This is a genomic window from Roseibium sp. QJM3NY_11 (genome assembly GCF_056173175.1).
In genome coordinates this window covers 1,412,686-1,429,434 of the sequence record NZ_CM149660.1, presented here as the reverse complement: position 1 = coordinate 1,429,434, position 16,749 = coordinate 1,412,686, and the positions used below count along the sequence as shown (strand labels likewise).

Here is a 16,749-nt window from a genome sequence, read left to right as displayed (position 1 = left end):
AATTGATTGCACCTTGGCGGGCAGGCGCGCAATACGCCTGAATGAACGCCCTTTTTGCGACCGCTCCCCGAACCCTGATTGTCGCAAGACCCTAGTGCTCCCCGTCGTCCGCCGGCGCATCATCGGTGGCTTCGTCCGCCTCGCCGGGCAAGGCCCTGCGCTGCTTGCCTTTGGGGCCGGTGTCCGGCTGGCCCGGGGTCGCGCTATGGTAGGTGACCTGCGGGAACGGGATTTCGATGTCGCGCTCGTCGAAGACCTGTTTGACGAACTCGTTGTAGGCCCGGCCGACGGACCACTGATCCCCCGGCGTGGTCTTGATCCGGGCGCGGATATCAATGGAGCTCGCGCCGAAATTGATGACACCGTGCATCTCCAGATCGCCGTGGATCTTGGAATTGAAATCCGTCTCCTGAAGCCTGCGGAAGGCCTCGAACATGGCTTCCTTGGCAAAGGCGATGTCCGTGTCATAGGCAACGCCGATGATGGCGACATGATAGGAGAAGCCGCGCATGAAGTTGGAAACCATGTCGACCGACGAGAACGGGATGATGTGGGTGGTGCCGTTGAGATCGCGCATGCGCACGGAGCGCACCGTGATGCCCTCGACCGTCCCGGTTATGCCGGCGACCGTGACCACATCGCCCTCGTTGATGGCGTTCTCGATCTGGATGAAAGCGCCGGTGATGATGTCCTTCACAAGCGTCTGCGCGCCGAAGGAGATCGCCAGGCCGACAACACCGGCACCGGCGATCAGGGGGCCGATATCGACGCCGATCTCCGACAGGGACAACAACACGCCCATGACGATGATGACGACGGTCGAGGCATTGCGGAACAGCTGGAACAGCGTGCGTTCGCGGGCCGTGACGATGTAGCCGGACCGGGACTGCAGCCGCAGATCCACCCAGGACATCACCGCCAGCCAGACCATGAACGCGACCAGAACCACCATGAAGGCCGAACCGTAATCGCTCAGCATCCGGACGCCCGCTTCGCTGGCGAGCCAGTCCAGCACGGACAGGACGCCCCAGATTTCCAGCAACAGCAGCACGGTCGCGACGAAAACCGCAAACCGCATGATCTTGAGCAGGCGCGGGACAAAGGCGTTCAGCCTGGATTGCAGCGCCGGCAGCCTGGCATAAAGATCGTCAGGCAGCCGGATCCCGCCCTTGATGGCCCTTGTCATGACCAGGGAGATGGCGATGCCTGCCATGATCGTCAGGATGGACAGGCCTGTCGCGCGCAGGATGATGGTTGTCGCATCGAACGGACGCATCACCCAGATGAAGAAGACCGCTAGAACATAACCGAAGGCCGCAAGGTGCCAGATCCGGCCCACCACGGACAGCGCCTTGCGGGCCAGCAGGCTCTGCAGTGTCTGCGCGTAGTCGTCCGCGCCCCGTTTCACCCTGCCCCGGTTCCTGTGCACCAGCGCCAGCAGATAGACCAGGCCGGCCACGGCGAACAGGAAGCGCAACGCATTGCCGAGAACGAAGGAGACGGCCAGGTTCGCCAGCGGAACCACCAGGAACACGCCGTAGATCATCCAGTACATGAACAGGCGGAGACGGCGGTACCAATAGGCCGCGCTGCCGTCCGCAAACGGCAGCAGGCGCAATTCGGGACGGCCCGGTGCGAAGATGAACCGCAGCGCCACATTGGCCGTTCCGACAAGAAAAAACGCATTCAGCGCCAGGCTCTCCTCAAGCGTGACACCGGCTTCGAACCCACCATAAGTGGCAAGCGCGGCGGCATTGCCGACGGCCCAGCCGATGCCGACCGTGACCGCGTCCGCAAGCGAGGACAGCACAAGAATGAAACTGCGCATCAGGCCGCCGCCGTAACGGGCATGGACCGCGAAGCGGGGATAAAACCGCCTTGTGAGGGCCTGGCTCAGCAGAAATCCGGCATAGGCGGCCAGCAACACAACCCCGACCTGAACCGCGCTCTCCCAGACCCGCTCCCATTTGATCGGAATTTCGCCGCGCGCGATCAGCACGAGCCCCTTCAGCGAGCGCAGGGCCTGTTCGACCAGCAGTCCTGCGTCATCCGCGAGGACCCGGGTGTATTCGCCTACGCGAAGCGCGAAATTCTCGTCCCGCTGCGCGGAGCCCGCCTCCGCGGATTGATCCGGGGCGGATGCCGGGGCGTCGTTTGCGGTGGCCTGCCCGCTCGGAGTGCTCTTCTTGAGAAGTTCGATGAAGGCCGCCCGGCTGTCCGGATCGTTCAGAACCTTGATCAAGGCCTCGTTTGCCTGCTCGACCTCCTGCGAAGCCGTTTCCTGGCCACCCGAGTCCTGACTGGCTTCACTCTGACTGGCCACCCCCGGAACGACCGACTGCTGGGCGAGTGCGGGGGCCATGCTCGCGAGAAACAGCGTCACCAGGGCAAAAAGGCTGCAGCGCAATGTCATCATGTCGAACTCGATCCGGTTTTCTGTCTGGCGAGCTGTCCGCCCTGGCCGGGACAATAGAAAACAAAACTGCCCGATGGAAAGTGGCAACGGACAAGTTCACCTGATTTTGCACTGCACAAATACCGGGAAAGAAAAAGTCTCGAAAAACCTGCCGCGCGCCATCGTTATTCACAGGCAAATCGCTATTATCGACTCGAACTGCAATTTATTGCAATGTTTTAACGCTCCAGCGACCAAACAAGTAACGTAATAATAACAATATGGGTTGCAATTTATACTCAAACGGAGACTGGATGACGAGATCCTTGATCAAACTTGCCCTCGAAGGCACGAGCGAGGCGCGCGAACGATTGTTCGCGCGGGTGAGCGAGTTTGTGATCAAGGACCTCGATCAGCGGACCGATCGCGAACTGGGCATTTTTGCCGAGGTGATCATCAGGCTATACAGTGACGGATCGCCCAACGACCGTGCCAGGCTTGCCCAGAAACTCGCCGCGCAGGGCAACACGCCGATCGAACTGGCGCGCAGAATTGCCGATGACGACGTCACGGTCGCCGCGCCGATGCTCGCAAATTCCCCGGTCTACACCCAGGAAGATCTTCTCGGTTTCGTCGAGCGCCTCAGCACCGCCCATCTTCAGGCCATCGCAAAGCGCACCGATCTGTCACCGGATGTGTCCGACGTCATTGCTGAAAAGGGCGACCTTCCCGTGCATCGAAGTCTGGCCGGCAACCGTGACGTCAAACTGTCCCGCGAAACCATGCTCACGCTGGTCAGGCACGCGGCGGAAGACCTGGTGTTGAGAGAGGACCTCTCCTTGCGTTCGGATCTGTCTCCCGCGGTCTGCCGGATGCTGCTGCCTCTCGTCGACGGCGAGACGAGGAAACGACTGCATCGCATCATCGAAGGCGCGCTCTCCCAGGAGCAGCTCGATCAGATTGCCAGACTGAAGGTCTTGCGCCAGGAATTCGGCACCACGCTGAAGACTTCCGACATGGTCGAGTTGTGGCAGGAAGCCGAGCAGGCGGACATCACCGTCAACGAGTTGATGATCATGCTGTTGCAGGACGGCCGCCTGACACACGCGATCGAACTGCTCTGCGCGCGAGGCAGGACCGCACTGACGCCGCTCAGGGATGCCGTCTTCAACGACAAGCTGGATCTGGTCATAAGAACGGCCGCCAAGGCGGGGATCGACCCTGCCACCTTCTCCCTGCTCGCGAAGGTCCGCTGCGACCACATGAAGATACCGACCACCCAGGTGTCCGAATGGACGGCGGCCTACAGGAAACATCTCGAAAGCAATTCAGCGGCGAAACAGTCCCGCTGCGGTGATTTTCAGGCCAATCGCGGTCCCCGCAAGTCCCGGCCAGCGGGCGAACGGAACACGCGCTCACCCGCGCTCTGAACACCGGAGCGGAGGTCGATTCGCTCAGTTCCTGGAACAGAGCGCGGCGGCGAGTGCCGTCGAAAGGGTCGCACCGGCATAAAACCACAGGCCCGGCAGGATCGCGGCCGCGGCCAGGCCGCTGGTCTTCGCCGCGAACAGCACCAGCGCCACCAGCATCACGTCCAGCATCGACCATTTGCTGACCATCGACAGCAGCGCGAGCGACCGGGTCCTGGCGCCGCTCAGCACCGCCACGTGTATGAGCAGGATCTTGAGCGCTGGAAAGCCGATGGAAAACAGCGCCACGATCGCCGCAAGTACGGCGTTCCCTTCGCGCCACAAACCCAGCACCATCTCCAGAAGGGAGGGCCGGTCTTCCAGAAAATACAGCCTTTCGAAGCGCATCAGCGGCTGCGTCAGGCCAAGGGCGAAGGAAAAAGTGGCGAAGGGAAGCAGGAGAGCCAGAAAAAGTCGCATGAAATGTGCCGGGAGCTGGCTTTCGGATGGATTGGTCACGGTCGGCGCACATGGCGGCGCTTGCCGTCCCTATACCACCATAGCCGGAAAGCACAAAACCAGATCGCCGGCAGCAACGATCGGGCACACGTATCTGGTCAACAGGACCTGCCCCTGCCGCGACGGTGCGCGTCGCCTAGCGCAGCCTGGCCCGGGCGGCAACCTCGTCAAGCAGATCCTGTTCCGCCATTTCCTGGGCGGTGCGCTCGCGTTGCTGGTCGCGCTCCTCCAGTTGTTCGAACTTTTTCAATTCCTCGATCGCCTCGCCCAGTTCGTCCTGGGCACGCTGCAACTGGTCGTCCAGTTCATGCGCGGAATTGCGCAGGTTGTCGCGCCGGTCAGCGGCGGCCTTGGCAAAGGTCGGATAGGCGAAATGGGTGACATCGGTGATGCCGACCCGCTCCTGTTCGGACTTGATCTGATCGTCCAGTTCGTCGGCCATACGGTTGAATTCGGCGATCATGCTCTCGATCTGAGCAAGCTGGCGCCGCTTTTCATCAACCTGAAACCGCTTCAAGCGGATCAAACTGTCTCGGGTTTTCATTACTCAATACTCCCCTAACTCGGGCAGTCTACCCCGGAGTCATTTCCAAAAGGTTGGCAAGTTGCCGATACCCGTCGGAAAGCAACGTCGCTTCGTCCTTTCCCTGATTCAGGAAATCGTCGATCAGCGCGAAACGGTGAATGGCCTCGTCAACGGTCGGGTCCGACCCCTTGCGGTAGGCGCCCAACCGGATGAGTTCTTCCATGTCCGTATAGGTCGCCAGCAATTGCCGGGCCTTGCGCAGAACCGGCAGCTCTTCGGCGGGCACGCAGCGCGGCATGGTTCGGGAAACGGACTTCAGCACGTTGATGGCCGGATAGCGGCCGCGCTCGGCAATGGCGCGCTCCATCACGATATGGCCGTCGAGAATGCCGCGCACCGCGTCGGCGACCGGCTCATTGTGGTTGTCGCCCTCGACCAAAACCGTGAACAGCCCGGTGATCGAACCGCTGTCGGCCTTCCCGGGGCCGGCCCGTTCCAGCAGCCTCGGCAATTCGGTGAAGACGGTCGGCGTGTACCCTTTGGATGTTGGCGGCTCGCCGACGGACAGGCCGATCTCCCGCTGGGCCATGGCGAATCGGGTGATCGAATCCATCATGCACAGCACGTTGCTGCCCTCATCGCGAAAATGCTCGGCAACCGTCATTGTCAGATAGGCCGCCTGGCGGCGCATCAGCACGCTTTCGTCCGAGGTCGCCACGACGACGACCGACCGTTCCAGACCCGCCTCGCCCAGATCGTCCTCGATGAACTCCTGAACTTCCCTGCCCCGTTCGCCGATCAGGCCGATCACCGCGACATCGCAGTTGGTGTTGCGCGCCAGCATGGACATCAGCACCGACTTGCCGACACCCGAGCCGGCGAAGATCCCCATGCGCTGGCCCTCGCAACAGGTCACGAAGGTGTTGAGAGCCCTGACGCCGAGGTCGAGCGGTGGCCCGACCCGTTTACGTTCGGACGCCGGCGGCGGCGAACTTCGCAATTTGCGAGGCACACCGCCATTGGGAAGATCTCCTTTACCATCAATCGGTTCACCAAGTGCGTTAATGACTCTGCCCAGCCAGGCGTTGCCGGGATGCACCACGCTGTCGCGCGCCAGGATGACCGCCTTGCAGCCCATGCGCACGCCTTCGAGCCCGGAAAAGGGCATGCACAGGGCGTGTCCGTCCCGGAACCCGACAACTTCCGCCGGCACTTTCGGATTGTCCTCGCCGCTGTCGATCAGAAGACGCGAACCGACGCTCATTTCGTGAATCGGGCCGGCAATTTCCACGAGAAGGCCCTGAACCGCGGTAACACGACCGTAAATTTCGGTGTGCATAAGCGAATCAATCTCTGCAAAAAGCGCCTTCACGGAAGATTCCTTCGCTCGTTAACGGTTTTGGTAACCTATCGTTTACGACTCTGGTTAATCTTAACCTTTGGAAGGCTGACAAGCGAGGGCCATTTCGAAGTCAAACCGGCTTTGTCGAAAGGAATCTGAACGGAATCGGTTAGACCCGTTTCTTAATGTTCAACATTAAGCTTTGTGAATCCGGATTATTTCTGGGGATTCAACAAGTTGGCCGTTGTTCACAGATTCGTTTCTTCTGAGCTTGCCGCTACGAATCATATGTTGTTAACCATTAACCGGTAGCTTTGTGTCGGGGTTAACAAGCAGTCCTTCGTAGCGCACACCGACAGAGCCGTTGCGACTTGCCCAGAAAAGGCAGAATAAGGGGATTGGCATGCGTGTATTGTTGATTGAGGATGACAGCGCCACGGCGCAGAGCATCGAATTGATGCTGAAGTCCGAGAACTTCAACGTCTACACGACAGATCTTGGCGAGGAAGGCATCGACCTCGGCAAGCTGTACGATTACGACATAATCATGTTGGATTTGAACCTGCCGGACATGTCCGGTTACGAGGTTCTCCGGACGCTTCGCGTTTCAAAGGTCAAGACACCGATCCTGATCCTTTCCGGAAATGCCGGCATAGAGGACAAGGTTCGCGGCCTCGGTTTTGGCGCAGACGACTACATGACCAAGCCGTTCCACAAGGACGAGCTGGTTGCGCGTATCCACGCGATCGTCCGCCGCTCCAAAGGCCATGCACAGTCGGTGATCGTCACCGGCGACCTGAAGGTCAACCTGGACACCAAGACCGTCGAGGTCGGCGGCCAGCGCGTTCACCTGACGGGCAAGGAATACCAGATGCTCGAGCTGCTCTCGCTGCGCAAGGGCACCACGCTCACCAAGGAAATGTTCCTGAACCACCTTTATGGCGGCATGGACGAGCCGGAGTTGAAGATCATCAACGTCTTCATCTGCAAGCTGCGCAAGAAGCTGGCAGCCGCGACTTCGGGCAAGAACTACATTGAAACGGTTTGGGGCCGCGGCTACGTCCTGCGCGAACCCGAAGTGGAAGCCGCCGCCTGAGCGGCAGCCTCCCGATCGACCAGAAGAAGCCCCGGCATCACCGGGGCTTTTTTCGTTGATCCGTCCCCACAGTTAGGAACCGGGCCGTTGCCCGGCGGGAGGTCCTCCCCCGCCGGCCCTCGCTGAGGCAGGCCCGTAATGCATAGCGGAATTACGCTATATTTTTAGCCCCTCAGAGTTGCAACTGATAGGACGCCGGAACGTAGTGGAAGCCATCGCCACGGGTTTCGACATAGCCGACAGCCGGGAAAGGCATGTGGTAGCCGACAAACGGGATCTTGTCGCTGGCCAGCATCCCGAAAACGGACTTCCGCGTGGCCGCAGCCGCTGCCTTGTCCATGTCGAACCGGACTTCCCATTCCGGGTTCGCCAGAGACCAGACATAATGGTTGGCCGTGTCCGCGGCCAGCACCAGCTGCTTTCCGTCGCTCTCGATCATGTAGATCATGTGCCCGGGCGTGTGGCCGTTGGCGGCCATGGCGGTAATGCCCCCGGCCACCGACCCGCCGTCCGCAAGGAAGGACATTTTCTCGGCAAGCGGCTTGACGTTCTTCGCAAGAAGCTTGGTCACGCCGTTGGCTTCCGGATCCATCGCCGCCCAGAAATCATATTCCTTCTGACCGGTCACGTAGCGCGCATTGGCGAAAGTCGGCGCACCGCCTTCCATCAGGCCGCCAATATGGTCCGGATGCATGTGGGTCAGCACCACGACATCCACCTGTTCCGGCGAATATCCCGCATTTTCCAGCGCGGCGCGCATGGTGCCGCGCCCCGGACGGGCGCCTTCGCCATTCCCGGTGTCGAACAGCACCAATTCCGTTCCCGTGTTCACGAGCGTCGGCGTGAAGCTGATCTGAAATCCGTCGTCAGGCAGGAAATTTTCCGCATTGGCGGCGGAAAACGTATCGGCATCGACATTCATCGCGAAGGTTTTCTGCGGATCCTGAAGCGCCACGGCGCCATCATGCAGCGTGGTCACCTCGAACCCGCCAACGGCATACCGCGCGGCAGCAGCCGGCAGGGCGCCCTGCGGCTCCGCAGCGGCCAGTGCGGCACCCGACCCGGCCAGGCTCGCGCCCGCAAGCGCACCGCCAGCCCCCAGAAGCGCGGCGCGCCGCGTCAATTCAACTTTGATCTCGCTCATATTCCCGTTCCCTGCCAATTCTCATGGTCGAAGCAGACCTCAGCGTGAAAAATATCGATTTTTCGAGGCCTGACGCATCTTACGCAGGTGAAAATGGGATGGAAGGCAGCCTGGGCAAGTGCTTCTCGAAGCTGATCGGGCAGAAATCCGGAAGTAAAGAAAAAGAGATTAATTTCAATATGTTGAGAGAACCACCTGATCAGGAACGACCGGAATCGCCAGATCACTATCTCGTGAAAATGAAAAAGGCGGCCGGAGCCGCCTTGAACCTGTTCTTCGCTCGAAGCCGCGCCTAGCGTGTCCCGATGCCCGCGCCGACGGCGAGTCTCGGTCTGTTCACGGTGCCCGTACCTGCCTGCACGGCCTGCTTTTTCTGGAACAGTCCGCGCTTGCCCGGCACCGGCTTGAAAGCATCCGTCAGGCCGACAACCGTTTCCGCGGCCCCCAGCACCAGGAAACCGTCGTCGGGCATCGACTTCGCCAGCCGGCCGAGAATATCGCTCTTGGTAGCCTGGTCGAAATAGATCAGCACGTTCCGGCAGAAAATGATGTCGAATTCACCGAGATGGTTGAAGTTTTCAAGCAGGTTGAGCTTCTTCCACTCGATCATCGCCCGCATGCCGGCATTGATTTGCCAGATGTCGCCTTTCTGCTCGAAATACTTCAAGAGCATCTGGATCGGCAGCCCGCGCTGAACCTCGAACTGGCTGTAGAGACCGGTCTTGGCTTTCTCGAGCACTTCCTGGGAAAGATCGGTTCCCAGGATCTTCAATCTCCAGCCACCTATTTTGGCTGCCTGTTCCTTCAGGCAGATGGCAAGCGAATAGGGCTCCTGGCCGGTCGATGCCGCCGCGCACCAGACCTTGAGCTGCTTGCGCATGCCTCTGCTCTCCAGAAGCGCGGGCAGCATGGTTTCGTTGAAGTGGTCGAACGGTGTCTTGTCGCGAAAGAAAAACGACTCGTTGGTTGTCATCGCTTCGATGACATCCGTTTCCAGCGCCCGGTTCCCGGACCGCTGAAGCTGCTGGATCACCGCGCTCAGCGTTTCCAGTTTCGCGTTCCGCGCGATTGGCAACAGCCGGCTTTCCACCAGATATTGCTTGTCGTTGGAAAGAACCAGACCGGACCGCGTTTTCAGGAAGTTCTTCAGGAATTCGAATTCGCTCGGGGTCATCGTGTGTTCCCCTTCAATATGCGCGCAATCTTGGGCCCGATATCCTTGAGCGGCAGAATGTCACTGCACACGCCGGTTTGCGCTGCCGCGCCCGGCATGCCCCAGACCACACTCGTCGCCTCGTCCTGCGTGATGATGCTGCCGCCACCAGCGGAGATTGTCTTCACGCCGTCCGCGCCGTCATGCCCCATCCCGGTCAGGATGACGCCCAGAGTGGCGGACCCGTAAGCTTTGGCAACGCTGTCGAACAGCGGATCGACCGCAGGCTTGCAGAAATTCACCGGCGGACCGTCCGTGAGGCGTATCTTTACCGCCCCGGCGTCCTTTTCCAGCACCATGTGCTTGCCGCCCGGCGCGACATAGATGTTTCCAGGCTTCAGAACCTCGCCGTCCTCGCCTTCCTTGGCCGGCCGAAGCGCTGCCTTGCCCATATGTTCGGCCAGGATCGCGGTAAACGTCGGCGGCATGTGCTGCGTGATGACGACAGGAACGTCGTTGATGGCGGTTCCGATTTCCTTCATGACTTCCTGCAGCGCCTGGGGGCCGCCCGTGGACGAACCGATCGCGAGGATGCGCGGACGGGCTGCGGAATAGGGCTTGGTCTGAAGCTTGGGCGTGCCGACGGCAACCGCCGCGGGCGCCGCGCCGCGAAAGGACGCACGTGTGTCGGTCGCCGGACGCGGGGAGACCGGTGTTACCGGCTGTGTCGTGCGGCCCGCATTGGTTTCAGCACGCATCGTGCGTGCCGGACCGCGCATGCGGATTGCCCGCGCACCCAGCGCCTTGACCTTTTCGACAAGTTCACGGCGAAAATCGATGGACGTCGTGACCTCGGAGTTCGATTCAGGCTTGGGGACGTAGTCGGCTGCACCCAGCGACAGGGCCTTCAGGCTGATTTCCGCGTTCCGGCGCGTCAGCGTCGACGCCATGATTACGATCAGGTCGCGTTTCTTGGCCAGCATGAGCGGCAGTGCCGTCATTCCGTCCATCTCCGGCATCTCGATATCGAGAACGACCACGTCCGGATTGCTTTTTTCTATGTCTTCGACAGCCAGCTTGCCGTTCCTGTGGGAACCGACAACGGTCAGGCTCTTGTCTTCACCGAGCCATCGGGTCAACAGGCCGCGGATCACCACAGCGTCGTCGACGACCATCACTTTGATCGGGTCACTGCCCGGGCTGGTGCCCGCAGTGATGCTTCTTTGCGCAAACGCCATGGGGAACCGCCCAACTCAATACTAGATAAGACCGACTTCCTGAAACTTCGCTTCGACAATTTCTCTGTCGAAAGGTTTCATGATGTACTCATTTGCACCCGCACGGATGGCGCGCGCGATGTGCGCGACGTCATTCTCGGTTGTGCAGAAGACGACAATGGGACTTTCGCCGCCTTCTTCCGCCCGCAGACTGGTCAGGAATTCCAGGCCATCCATGACCGGCATGTTCCAGTCGAGGAGGATTGCATCGGGCATGGTCTTTCTGCATTCGTCAAGCGCCTGCTGGCCGTCCTCGGCTTCCCTGATCTCGAATTCCATATCTTCGAGAATGCGGCGGGCGACCTTTCGGATGACACTCGAGTCATCGACTACTAGGCACTGTTTCATCGGACGTAACTCCAATTAGTCGGCCAGGAGCGGCCCACTTATGCTGCGACCTGGGGCTCGGTGAACATCGAGCCAAGCAGGCGATCGACATCCAGAATGACCATCAGCTGCCCGTCCAGACGGTGCACGCCTCCGGAGATCTCGGCCCAGCGCCGGTCCAGGTTCGACGGATTGGCTTCAGCCGAAGCCTGCGACAACGTCAGAACCTCACCGACGGTGTCGATGACAAGCCCGTAACTTTCGTGCTTGTACTCGATCCCGACGGCCATCATCTGCCCGTCCTTGAGCGGCGGCAGATGCAGGCGCCGGCGCATGTTGATCGCCGTGACGATGCGGCCGCGCAGATTGAGCACGCCAGCCACCTCGGGTGCCGACATCGGCACCCTTGTAACGCTCTCGGGTACGAAAACGTCGTGGACCTGGGAAATCGGCAGGCCGAACAACTGGCCCCCGATCACCACGGTGACATATTGGATCATGTCACTGGCAGCGCCCTGATCATCGGACAGTTTGTGCTCCAGAACACTCATGCTGCAACTCCCATTTCACCGGAGAAGACATCTTTCAGGGCGGCAATCAGGCCCGGACGGTCGAACTTCGCGACATAGTCGTCGAAACCGGCCTGGCGCCCGCGTTCGATCGAGGCCGGCGTCACCATGGACGACAGGGCGAGGATCGGAATGCTGCGGAACCTCGGATCACGGCGCAGCGTTTCACAGAACTCGAAGCCGTTGATCTGCGGCATCTCGATGTCGCTGACGATCGCATGGAACTTGTCGCCGTTTTCCAGAAGTTCGAGGGCCTGCTGCGGACCGATACAGGTGGTCACGTCATATCCTGCCGCCTTCAGAACCGGCGTCAGCATATTGCGGAAGAAGGACGAGTCATCGACGAAGAGAACCTTCTTCGTCAGGGACGCGATGTCCATTTCCTTGCGCATGAACCAGTCCTCGAAGGCCTGCGGCAGATAGAAGCCGAGGTCGATGATTTCCGTTGCGCGTTCCTTGACGATCGCGGACCCCAGAACGCCAGGGCGTTCCGAACCGACTTCGATGTCCATCTTGTCCTCGACAATGTCGACGATCTCGTCGACCACGAGGCCCATGGACCGGCCCGCGTCGGAGAACACCAGCATCGGCTGCGTGCCTTCCGTCTTGTGACGGTCGCCTTCGTTGACATAGACCAGCGGCATCAGCGCGCCGCGGTATTGAACCAGATCGCGGCCGTTGGACCGTTCGATCTTGGAGACTTCGAACTCCTCGAGACGCGTGACCAGCGAAAGCGGCACGGCCTTCGGTTCCGCCGCACCGGCACGGAACAGCAGGAGCGAAATCGAACTCTGACCGGACATCGCCTTGCGTTGCAGATCCTCTTGCTCTTCTTCCTGATTCTCGGCAACCGCGCTGGAAGCGTAGCTTGCCATGGCTCCGGCAATGCCGTTCGGATCGATGATCATGATCACCGAGCCGTCGCCCAGGATGGTGTTGCCCGAGAACATGTCGAGGTTGCGCAGCATGGTCGACATCGGCTTGACCACGATTTCTTCCGTATGGAAGACACCGTCGACAACAACACCGAATGTCTGGCTGCCGACCTGCATGACAACGATGAAGCCGTTGTCGGAGTCGATCGCCTTCTCAACGTCTTCGCCCTCGTAGATGCCCAGCAGCTGGGACATGTGAACCAGGGGCAGCAACTTGTTGCGCAAGCGCAGGACCGGTGTGTCCTTGATCCGCTCGATGCGGTGTTCCGAGTTGGTCTGTACGCGGACCAATTCGACCACGGAAAGCTGCGGGATCGCGAACCGGTCGCCGGCCGCCTCGACGATCAGCGTCGAAACGATGGCCAGGGTCAGCGGGATCTTGATGATGAAACTGGAACCCTTGCCCTGCGTGGAGCGCAGGTCGACGGTGCCGCCGATCAACTCGATGTTGTTGCGCACCACGTCCATGCCGACACCACGGCCGGACACACTGGTCACCTGCGCGGCGGTCGAGAAACCGGCTGCGAAGATGAACTTGTGGATCTGGGCGTCCGTCATCTTGTCGACTTCGGCCTCGGTGGCCAGGCCGCGCTCGACAACCTTGGCCTTCACCCTGTCGACATTGATGCCCGCACCGTCGTCGCGGACCTCGATGATGATATGGCCGCCTTCGTGATACGCGGCAAGGGTGATCGTACCCTTGTCGGCCTTGCCGGCCGCCCGGCGATCTTCAGGACGCTCCAGGCCGTGGTCGGCGGAATTCCGGACCATGTGGGTCAGCGGATCCTTGATCATCTCAAGGACCTGACGATCCAGTTCGGTCTCGGCGCCGATCATTTCCAGTTCGATCGGCTTTTCGAGTTCCTGGCTCAGGTCACGGACAATACGCGGCAGCTTCTGCCAGGCATTGCCGATCGGCTGCATGCGCGTCGCCATGACGCCTTCCTGCAACTCGGCGGTCACATTGGACAGCCGCTGCAGCGGAACCTTGAATTCACTGTCTTCGTGACGGCGCACGATTTCAAGAAGCTGGTTGCGGGTGAGCACAAGCTCGGACACCATCGTCATCAGGTGTTCGAGCGTATCGACCGCGACGCGGATGCTTCCGCCACTCTGGGATTTCTTCTCGCCGTCGCCGCTCGCTTTTTTCTTCTCGGGAGCCTTGGCTTCAACCTTCGGAGCCTCGGGAGCCGGAGCAGGTGCTTCGACTTCAGCAACCGCTTCTTCGGGCTCCGGGGCTTCCGTTACGGCACCTTCGACTTCGCTTTCCGTCTCGCGGAATGCGCGCTCCAGTTCGTCGAGCGATACTTCGCCCGGACGCAGGGGCCGTTCAATCGACTGGTCGGCTTCGTCGCTCTCTTCGGCGGGAGTTTCCTCCTCGGCCGCGGCGTCGGATTCGGCTGTGCCACCGGCCATCGCCTTGTCGGCCTTTGCCGACATGTCTTCGAGATCGCCGATCAGAACGCTGTCGTCACCCGCGGGTTCGTCACCTTCACCGGCTTCAAGTTCACCGAGAATGGCCTTGATCTGATCGATTGACGTCAGAATGAGCGACACGGCTTCCTGCGTAACGGGCGCGCCGTCACGGAACTTGCCCATGAGGGTTTCCGCAGCGTGGGCAATTCCTTCCAGCCGGGGAAGGCCGAGGAAGCCACAGGTGCCCTTGATCGTATGCACCAGACGGAAAACGTTATCTAGTATGGTGGCGTTGTTCGGTTCCTGCTCGAACTTCACGAGCTCAACATCAACAACGTCGAGACTTTCATTGGTCTCGGTAATAAATTCCCTGAGGAGGTCGTCCATGGCCCGCTCTCACCCGACTTGTTACTGGTTCCGCATCCCGTAAAGGATGTCTGGACCGAGAAGTCCATGAGAGCTAGGTTGGCGTCAAACAGTTAAGATACGCTGAAGCCAGCGGTATCTTTTGTCGGCCAATTTTATTCTGTTGGCAGGGCCGTTATTTTTACCAATTCTTCGAGTTTATCTATTGTTAAGACCATACCACTTTCACGAGCAAGCAGCAGTGTGTAAATCGGCTGAACGGAATGCGCATCCACCCGTTCGGGCTCTTCACCGCCCAGAGTTTCCCTCATTCCCAGTGGGATTCGCGGGTTCAGGCCGCTTGCGTGAAGCGTGAATGACGGCGATTGTGGTTCACCTGTCATTTCAACCTTGATCTCTCCGCCACGCGGAACGCACTGATTGGCGATTAAGATAAGATTAAGTAGAAGTTTTACATAGTTCTTCGGCATCAGGTGCCGGGCAAGTTGCCAGTTCAGATCAGATTTTTCATTTTCCATAAAGCCCGTGGCGACGACTTGAGCGTCGCCCAGATCGATCTCGGCGCCGGCGGACCCCGCCGCGCCGAAGGCCAGCCTGGCGAACTGAAGCTTCGCGGATGCCTGACGCGCGCTCTTGCGGATCAGGTCCATCGCGAATTCGCGCATGTCCTCCGAGCCTTCCTCGTCGAGCACCTCAAGCCCGTTGGTGATTGCACCGACCGGGGAGATGATATCGTGACAGACACGACTGGCCACCAGGGCGGCAAGGTCAAGAGAGGACAGCTCTTTGAGTGCGGACATGGTGTTTTTGGGCTCTTTTGAAGATCACGGGAATTGATTCGCAATAGTGTGCGCAAAAGTTACACATCCTCAAAGCCCCTGCCAAGACGAGGTGGCGCGGCAAAGCGTGTCATCCAGATGAAAGTTGGCGCTGCCGCGCCGCCGGCAAGGATCACGGCGGCTTGCGGAGGACAGCGGCTGCCTTGCGCCGCTGCTCCGGTGGATCAAGCAACCTGACCTAGTTCAGGGGAACACAGCCGACGTTTCCGGCGTTTTCGCTGGCAGCCTTCAGGAGATGGCTCTTGTTGACGACAAAAAGGAAACGGTTCACGACCGAATGAAAAAACACGAGCCGGCCGTCAACGACCGCGTAGATGAAGGGATTGCCGGCAGTGGCGAACCCTTCCGACAAGGCATAGCCACCGCAGCCCGCGAAAAGCGGGGCATAGGCTTCCGGATCGCGTTCGAAGGCGGCCTTGTTGCCTTCGTTGACGAAGATCCATTCCGCGCCGCCCCATTTGTATTGATGCTTCCGCTGTCCCTTGCGGGGATAGCCGTCAACAAAAAAGCTGACCGGATCGTGTCCGCCGATGGCGTACCCCGTGATCGGGTCCGGAACGAACGCCTTTTGCCGCGCGCTGACTTTTCCCGCCCAAACACACGTGAGCAGCAGCAAAACTGCGGAAAGACACATCCTTGTCTTTTTTTCAGGCCAGCTTTTCATCGAGTCGGCTTAAGTAAGGTGCACGAGGGCATGCGAATCAGCATGATATCGCGTCAGTTTAGCATTGCGGTCTGACCGTACCGCAACAGCCCGCAATTCCGGACCTGATTATCGGGAGTTTCTTGAATGGCAAAAAGATCCTGGCGCGTTGCGTCGCAGATTTCCGCCGCGTTTTTCATCTTTTGTTTGATTGCCTTCCCGCACCCGTCCTTCGCCCAGGCAAACGGCAACGAACCGATCCCGCCCGGATCGACCTATGGCGAAGATGAAATCGTCAAGACCGGCCACCAGTTTTTCGGGTCCGTTTCCGGAGGTCTCGCGTCGGTGGTCGAAAAGGCCTTTTCCCGCTACGGTGAGCCGAACGGCTACATTCTCGGCGAGGAAGGCTCCGGCGCCTTTGTTGCCGGGGCCCGCTACGGCGAAGGCCACCTCTACACCCGCAATGCCGGCAATCACAAGCTCTACTGGCAAGGCCCCTCCGTCGGATGGGATTTCGGCGCGGACGGCGCCCGGGTGATGATGCTCGTTTACAATCTGCCGACAGTGAATTCGGTCTATCAGCGCTTCGGCGGTGTCAACGGATCGGCTTATCTGGTGGGCGGTGTCGGCATGACCGTGCTGGTGAAGGACGACGTGGTCCTGGTTCCGGTCCGCGCCGGCCTCGGCGCGCGCCTGGGCCTGAATCTGGGATATCTGAAGTTCACCCAGAAACCGACCTGGAACCCTTTCTAGGTCACGGGTTCAACCGGGCGGACACGGGAAGTTGCAATCG

General features: G+C 60.0%; 16 protein-coding genes. 4 read left to right on the top strand and 12 right to left on the bottom strand.

Going from position 1 to position 16,749, the window contains the following annotated elements; genetic code table 11:
* Positions 1 to 91: 91 nt before the first annotated feature.
* Entirely contained in the window at positions 92 to 2,416 is a 2,325-nt protein-coding gene (locus AC0VX3_RS06550) for a mechanosensitive ion channel domain-containing protein (RefSeq protein ID WP_475524023.1), read from the bottom strand.
* Positions 2,417 to 2,709: 293 nt separating this feature from the next.
* On the opposite strand from AC0VX3_RS06550, the gene AC0VX3_RS06545 reads away from it, so the two are divergent.
* Positions 2,710 to 3,825, top strand: a complete 1,116-nt coding sequence (locus tag AC0VX3_RS06545) for a DUF2336 domain-containing protein (protein WP_475524022.1) — start codon at positions 2,710 to 2,712, stop codon at positions 3,823 to 3,825.
* A 24-nt stretch (positions 3,826 to 3,849) separates the two neighbouring features.
* On the opposite strand, the gene AC0VX3_RS06540 is transcribed toward AC0VX3_RS06545, so the two are convergent.
* The 3 genes from AC0VX3_RS06540 to fliI all read right to left on the bottom strand — a co-directional run bounded on the left by AC0VX3_RS06540 (position 3,850) and on the right by fliI (position 6,221).
* Positions 3,850 to 4,284, bottom strand: a complete 435-nt coding sequence (locus AC0VX3_RS06540; protein ID WP_475524021.1) for a paraquat-inducible protein A — start codon at positions 4,282 to 4,284, stop codon at positions 3,850 to 3,852.
* Positions 4,285 to 4,459: 175 nt separating this feature from the next.
* On the bottom strand, positions 4,460 to 4,867 hold the full coding sequence (gene fliJ / locus AC0VX3_RS06535; RefSeq protein WP_342892953.1) for a flagellar export protein FliJ: 408 nt from the start codon (positions 4,865 to 4,867) through the stop codon (positions 4,460 to 4,462).
* Between the two features lie 28 nt (positions 4,868 to 4,895).
* A complete protein-coding gene (fliI, locus tag AC0VX3_RS06530) occupies positions 4,896 to 6,221 on the bottom strand; it encodes a flagellar protein export ATPase FliI (RefSeq protein WP_475524020.1) in 1,326 nt (441 codons plus the stop codon).
* 373 nt (positions 6,222 to 6,594) lie between these two features.
* Between fliI and ctrA the strand changes: the two genes are divergently transcribed.
* Positions 6,595 to 7,287, top strand: coding sequence for a response regulator transcription factor CtrA (gene ctrA, locus AC0VX3_RS06525; RefSeq protein ID WP_475524019.1), 693 nt, complete (start codon positions 6,595 to 6,597; stop codon positions 7,285 to 7,287).
* A gap of 172 nt (positions 7,288 to 7,459) precedes the next feature.
* Here ctrA and AC0VX3_RS06520 read toward each other — a convergent pair whose 3' ends face one another.
* Complete coding sequence (locus AC0VX3_RS06520; protein ID WP_475524018.1) at positions 7,460 to 8,431, bottom strand: MBL fold metallo-hydrolase; 972 nt, start codon at positions 8,429 to 8,431, stop codon at positions 7,460 to 7,462.
* Positions 8,432 to 8,475: 44 nt separating this feature from the next.
* On the opposite strand from AC0VX3_RS06520, the gene AC0VX3_RS06515 reads away from it, so the two are divergent.
* Positions 8,476 to 8,727, top strand: coding sequence for a hypothetical protein (locus tag AC0VX3_RS06515; protein WP_475524017.1), 252 nt, complete (start codon positions 8,476 to 8,478; stop codon positions 8,725 to 8,727).
* On the opposite strand, the gene AC0VX3_RS06510 is transcribed toward AC0VX3_RS06515, so the two are convergent.
* From AC0VX3_RS06510 to AC0VX3_RS06480, 7 genes are all read right to left on the bottom strand, one after another.
* Positions 8,724 to 9,605: a CheR family methyltransferase gene (locus AC0VX3_RS06510; protein ID WP_475524016.1), complete on the bottom strand. Its 882-nt coding sequence runs from the start codon at positions 9,603 to 9,605 to the stop codon at positions 8,724 to 8,726. The two genes, AC0VX3_RS06515 and AC0VX3_RS06510, sit on opposite strands and share 4 nt — an antisense overlap.
* The gene (locus AC0VX3_RS06505; protein WP_342892958.1) at positions 9,602 to 10,822 is read right to left on the bottom strand and encodes a protein-glutamate methylesterase/protein-glutamine glutaminase; all 1,221 of its coding nucleotides are present in this window, start codon (positions 10,820 to 10,822) and stop codon (positions 9,602 to 9,604) included. Before AC0VX3_RS06505 ends, AC0VX3_RS06510 begins: the two co-directional genes overlap by 4 nt.
* A 21-nt stretch (positions 10,823 to 10,843) precedes the next feature.
* Entirely contained in the window at positions 10,844 to 11,209 is a 366-nt protein-coding gene (locus AC0VX3_RS06500; protein WP_475524015.1) for a response regulator, read from the bottom strand.
* Between the two features lie 38 nt (positions 11,210 to 11,247).
* Positions 11,248 to 11,739 (bottom strand): chemotaxis protein CheW, encoded by a 492-nt coding sequence (locus tag AC0VX3_RS06495; RefSeq protein ID WP_348151785.1) that lies wholly within the window; start codon positions 11,737 to 11,739, stop codon positions 11,248 to 11,250.
* Positions 11,736 to 14,495, bottom strand: coding sequence for a hybrid sensor histidine kinase/response regulator (locus AC0VX3_RS06490; protein ID WP_475524014.1), 2,760 nt, complete (start codon positions 14,493 to 14,495; stop codon positions 11,736 to 11,738). Before AC0VX3_RS06490 ends, AC0VX3_RS06495 begins: the two co-directional genes overlap by 4 nt.
* 134 nt (positions 14,496 to 14,629) lie before the next feature.
* Positions 14,630 to 15,274, bottom strand: a complete 645-nt coding sequence (gene chpT, locus AC0VX3_RS06485) for a histidine phosphotransferase ChpT (RefSeq protein ID WP_342892962.1) — start codon at positions 15,272 to 15,274, stop codon at positions 14,630 to 14,632.
* Between the two features lie 217 nt (positions 15,275 to 15,491).
* Entirely contained in the window at positions 15,492 to 15,947 is a 456-nt protein-coding gene (locus AC0VX3_RS06480) for a YHS domain-containing (seleno)protein (RefSeq protein ID WP_342892963.1), read from the bottom strand.
* Between the two features lie 156 nt (positions 15,948 to 16,103).
* On the opposite strand from AC0VX3_RS06480, the gene AC0VX3_RS06475 reads away from it, so the two are divergent.
* A complete protein-coding gene (locus AC0VX3_RS06475; RefSeq protein ID WP_475524013.1) occupies positions 16,104 to 16,709 on the top strand; it encodes a DUF1134 domain-containing protein in 606 nt (201 codons plus the stop codon).
* Positions 16,710 to 16,749: the final 40 nt, after the last annotated feature.

Coding starts and splice junctions, on each gene's coding strand:
- AC0VX3_RS06545 (WP_475524022.1), top strand. CDS start 2,710: ATGACGAGATCCTTGATCAAACTTGCCCTCGAAGGCACGAGCGAGGCG.
- AC0VX3_RS06500 (WP_475524015.1), bottom strand. CDS start 11,209: ATGAAACAGTGCCTAGTAGTCGATGACTCGAGTGTCATCCGAAAGGTC.
- AC0VX3_RS06475 (WP_475524013.1), top strand. CDS start 16,104: ATGGCAAAAAGATCCTGGCGCGTTGCGTCGCAGATTTCCGCCGCGTTT.
- ctrA (WP_475524019.1), top strand. CDS start 6,595: ATGCGTGTATTGTTGATTGAGGATGACAGCGCCACGGCGCAGAGCATC.
- AC0VX3_RS06505 (WP_342892958.1), bottom strand. CDS start 10,822: ATGGCGTTTGCGCAAAGAAGCATCACTGCGGGCACCAGCCCGGGCAGT.
- chpT (WP_342892962.1), bottom strand. CDS start 15,274: ATGTCCGCACTCAAAGAGCTGTCCTCTCTTGACCTTGCCGCCCTGGTG.
- fliJ (WP_342892953.1), bottom strand. CDS start 4,867: ATGAAAACCCGAGACAGTTTGATCCGCTTGAAGCGGTTTCAGGTTGAT.
- AC0VX3_RS06490 (WP_475524014.1), bottom strand. CDS start 14,495: ATGGACGACCTCCTCAGGGAATTTATTACCGAGACCAATGAAAGTCTC.
- AC0VX3_RS06510 (WP_475524016.1), bottom strand. CDS start 9,605: ATGACCCCGAGCGAATTCGAATTCCTGAAGAACTTCCTGAAAACGCGG.
- AC0VX3_RS06480 (WP_342892963.1), bottom strand. CDS start 15,947: ATGTGTCTTTCCGCAGTTTTGCTGCTGCTCACGTGTGTTTGGGCGGGA.
- AC0VX3_RS06540 (WP_475524021.1), bottom strand. CDS start 4,284: ATGCGACTTTTTCTGGCTCTCCTGCTTCCCTTCGCCACTTTTTCCTTC.
- AC0VX3_RS06495 (WP_348151785.1), bottom strand. CDS start 11,739: ATGAGTGTTCTGGAGCACAAACTGTCCGATGATCAGGGCGCTGCCAGT.
- AC0VX3_RS06550 (WP_475524023.1), bottom strand. CDS start 2,416: ATGATGACATTGCGCTGCAGCCTTTTTGCCCTGGTGACGCTGTTTCTC.
- AC0VX3_RS06520 (WP_475524018.1), bottom strand. CDS start 8,431: ATGAGCGAGATCAAAGTTGAATTGACGCGGCGCGCCGCGCTTCTGGGG.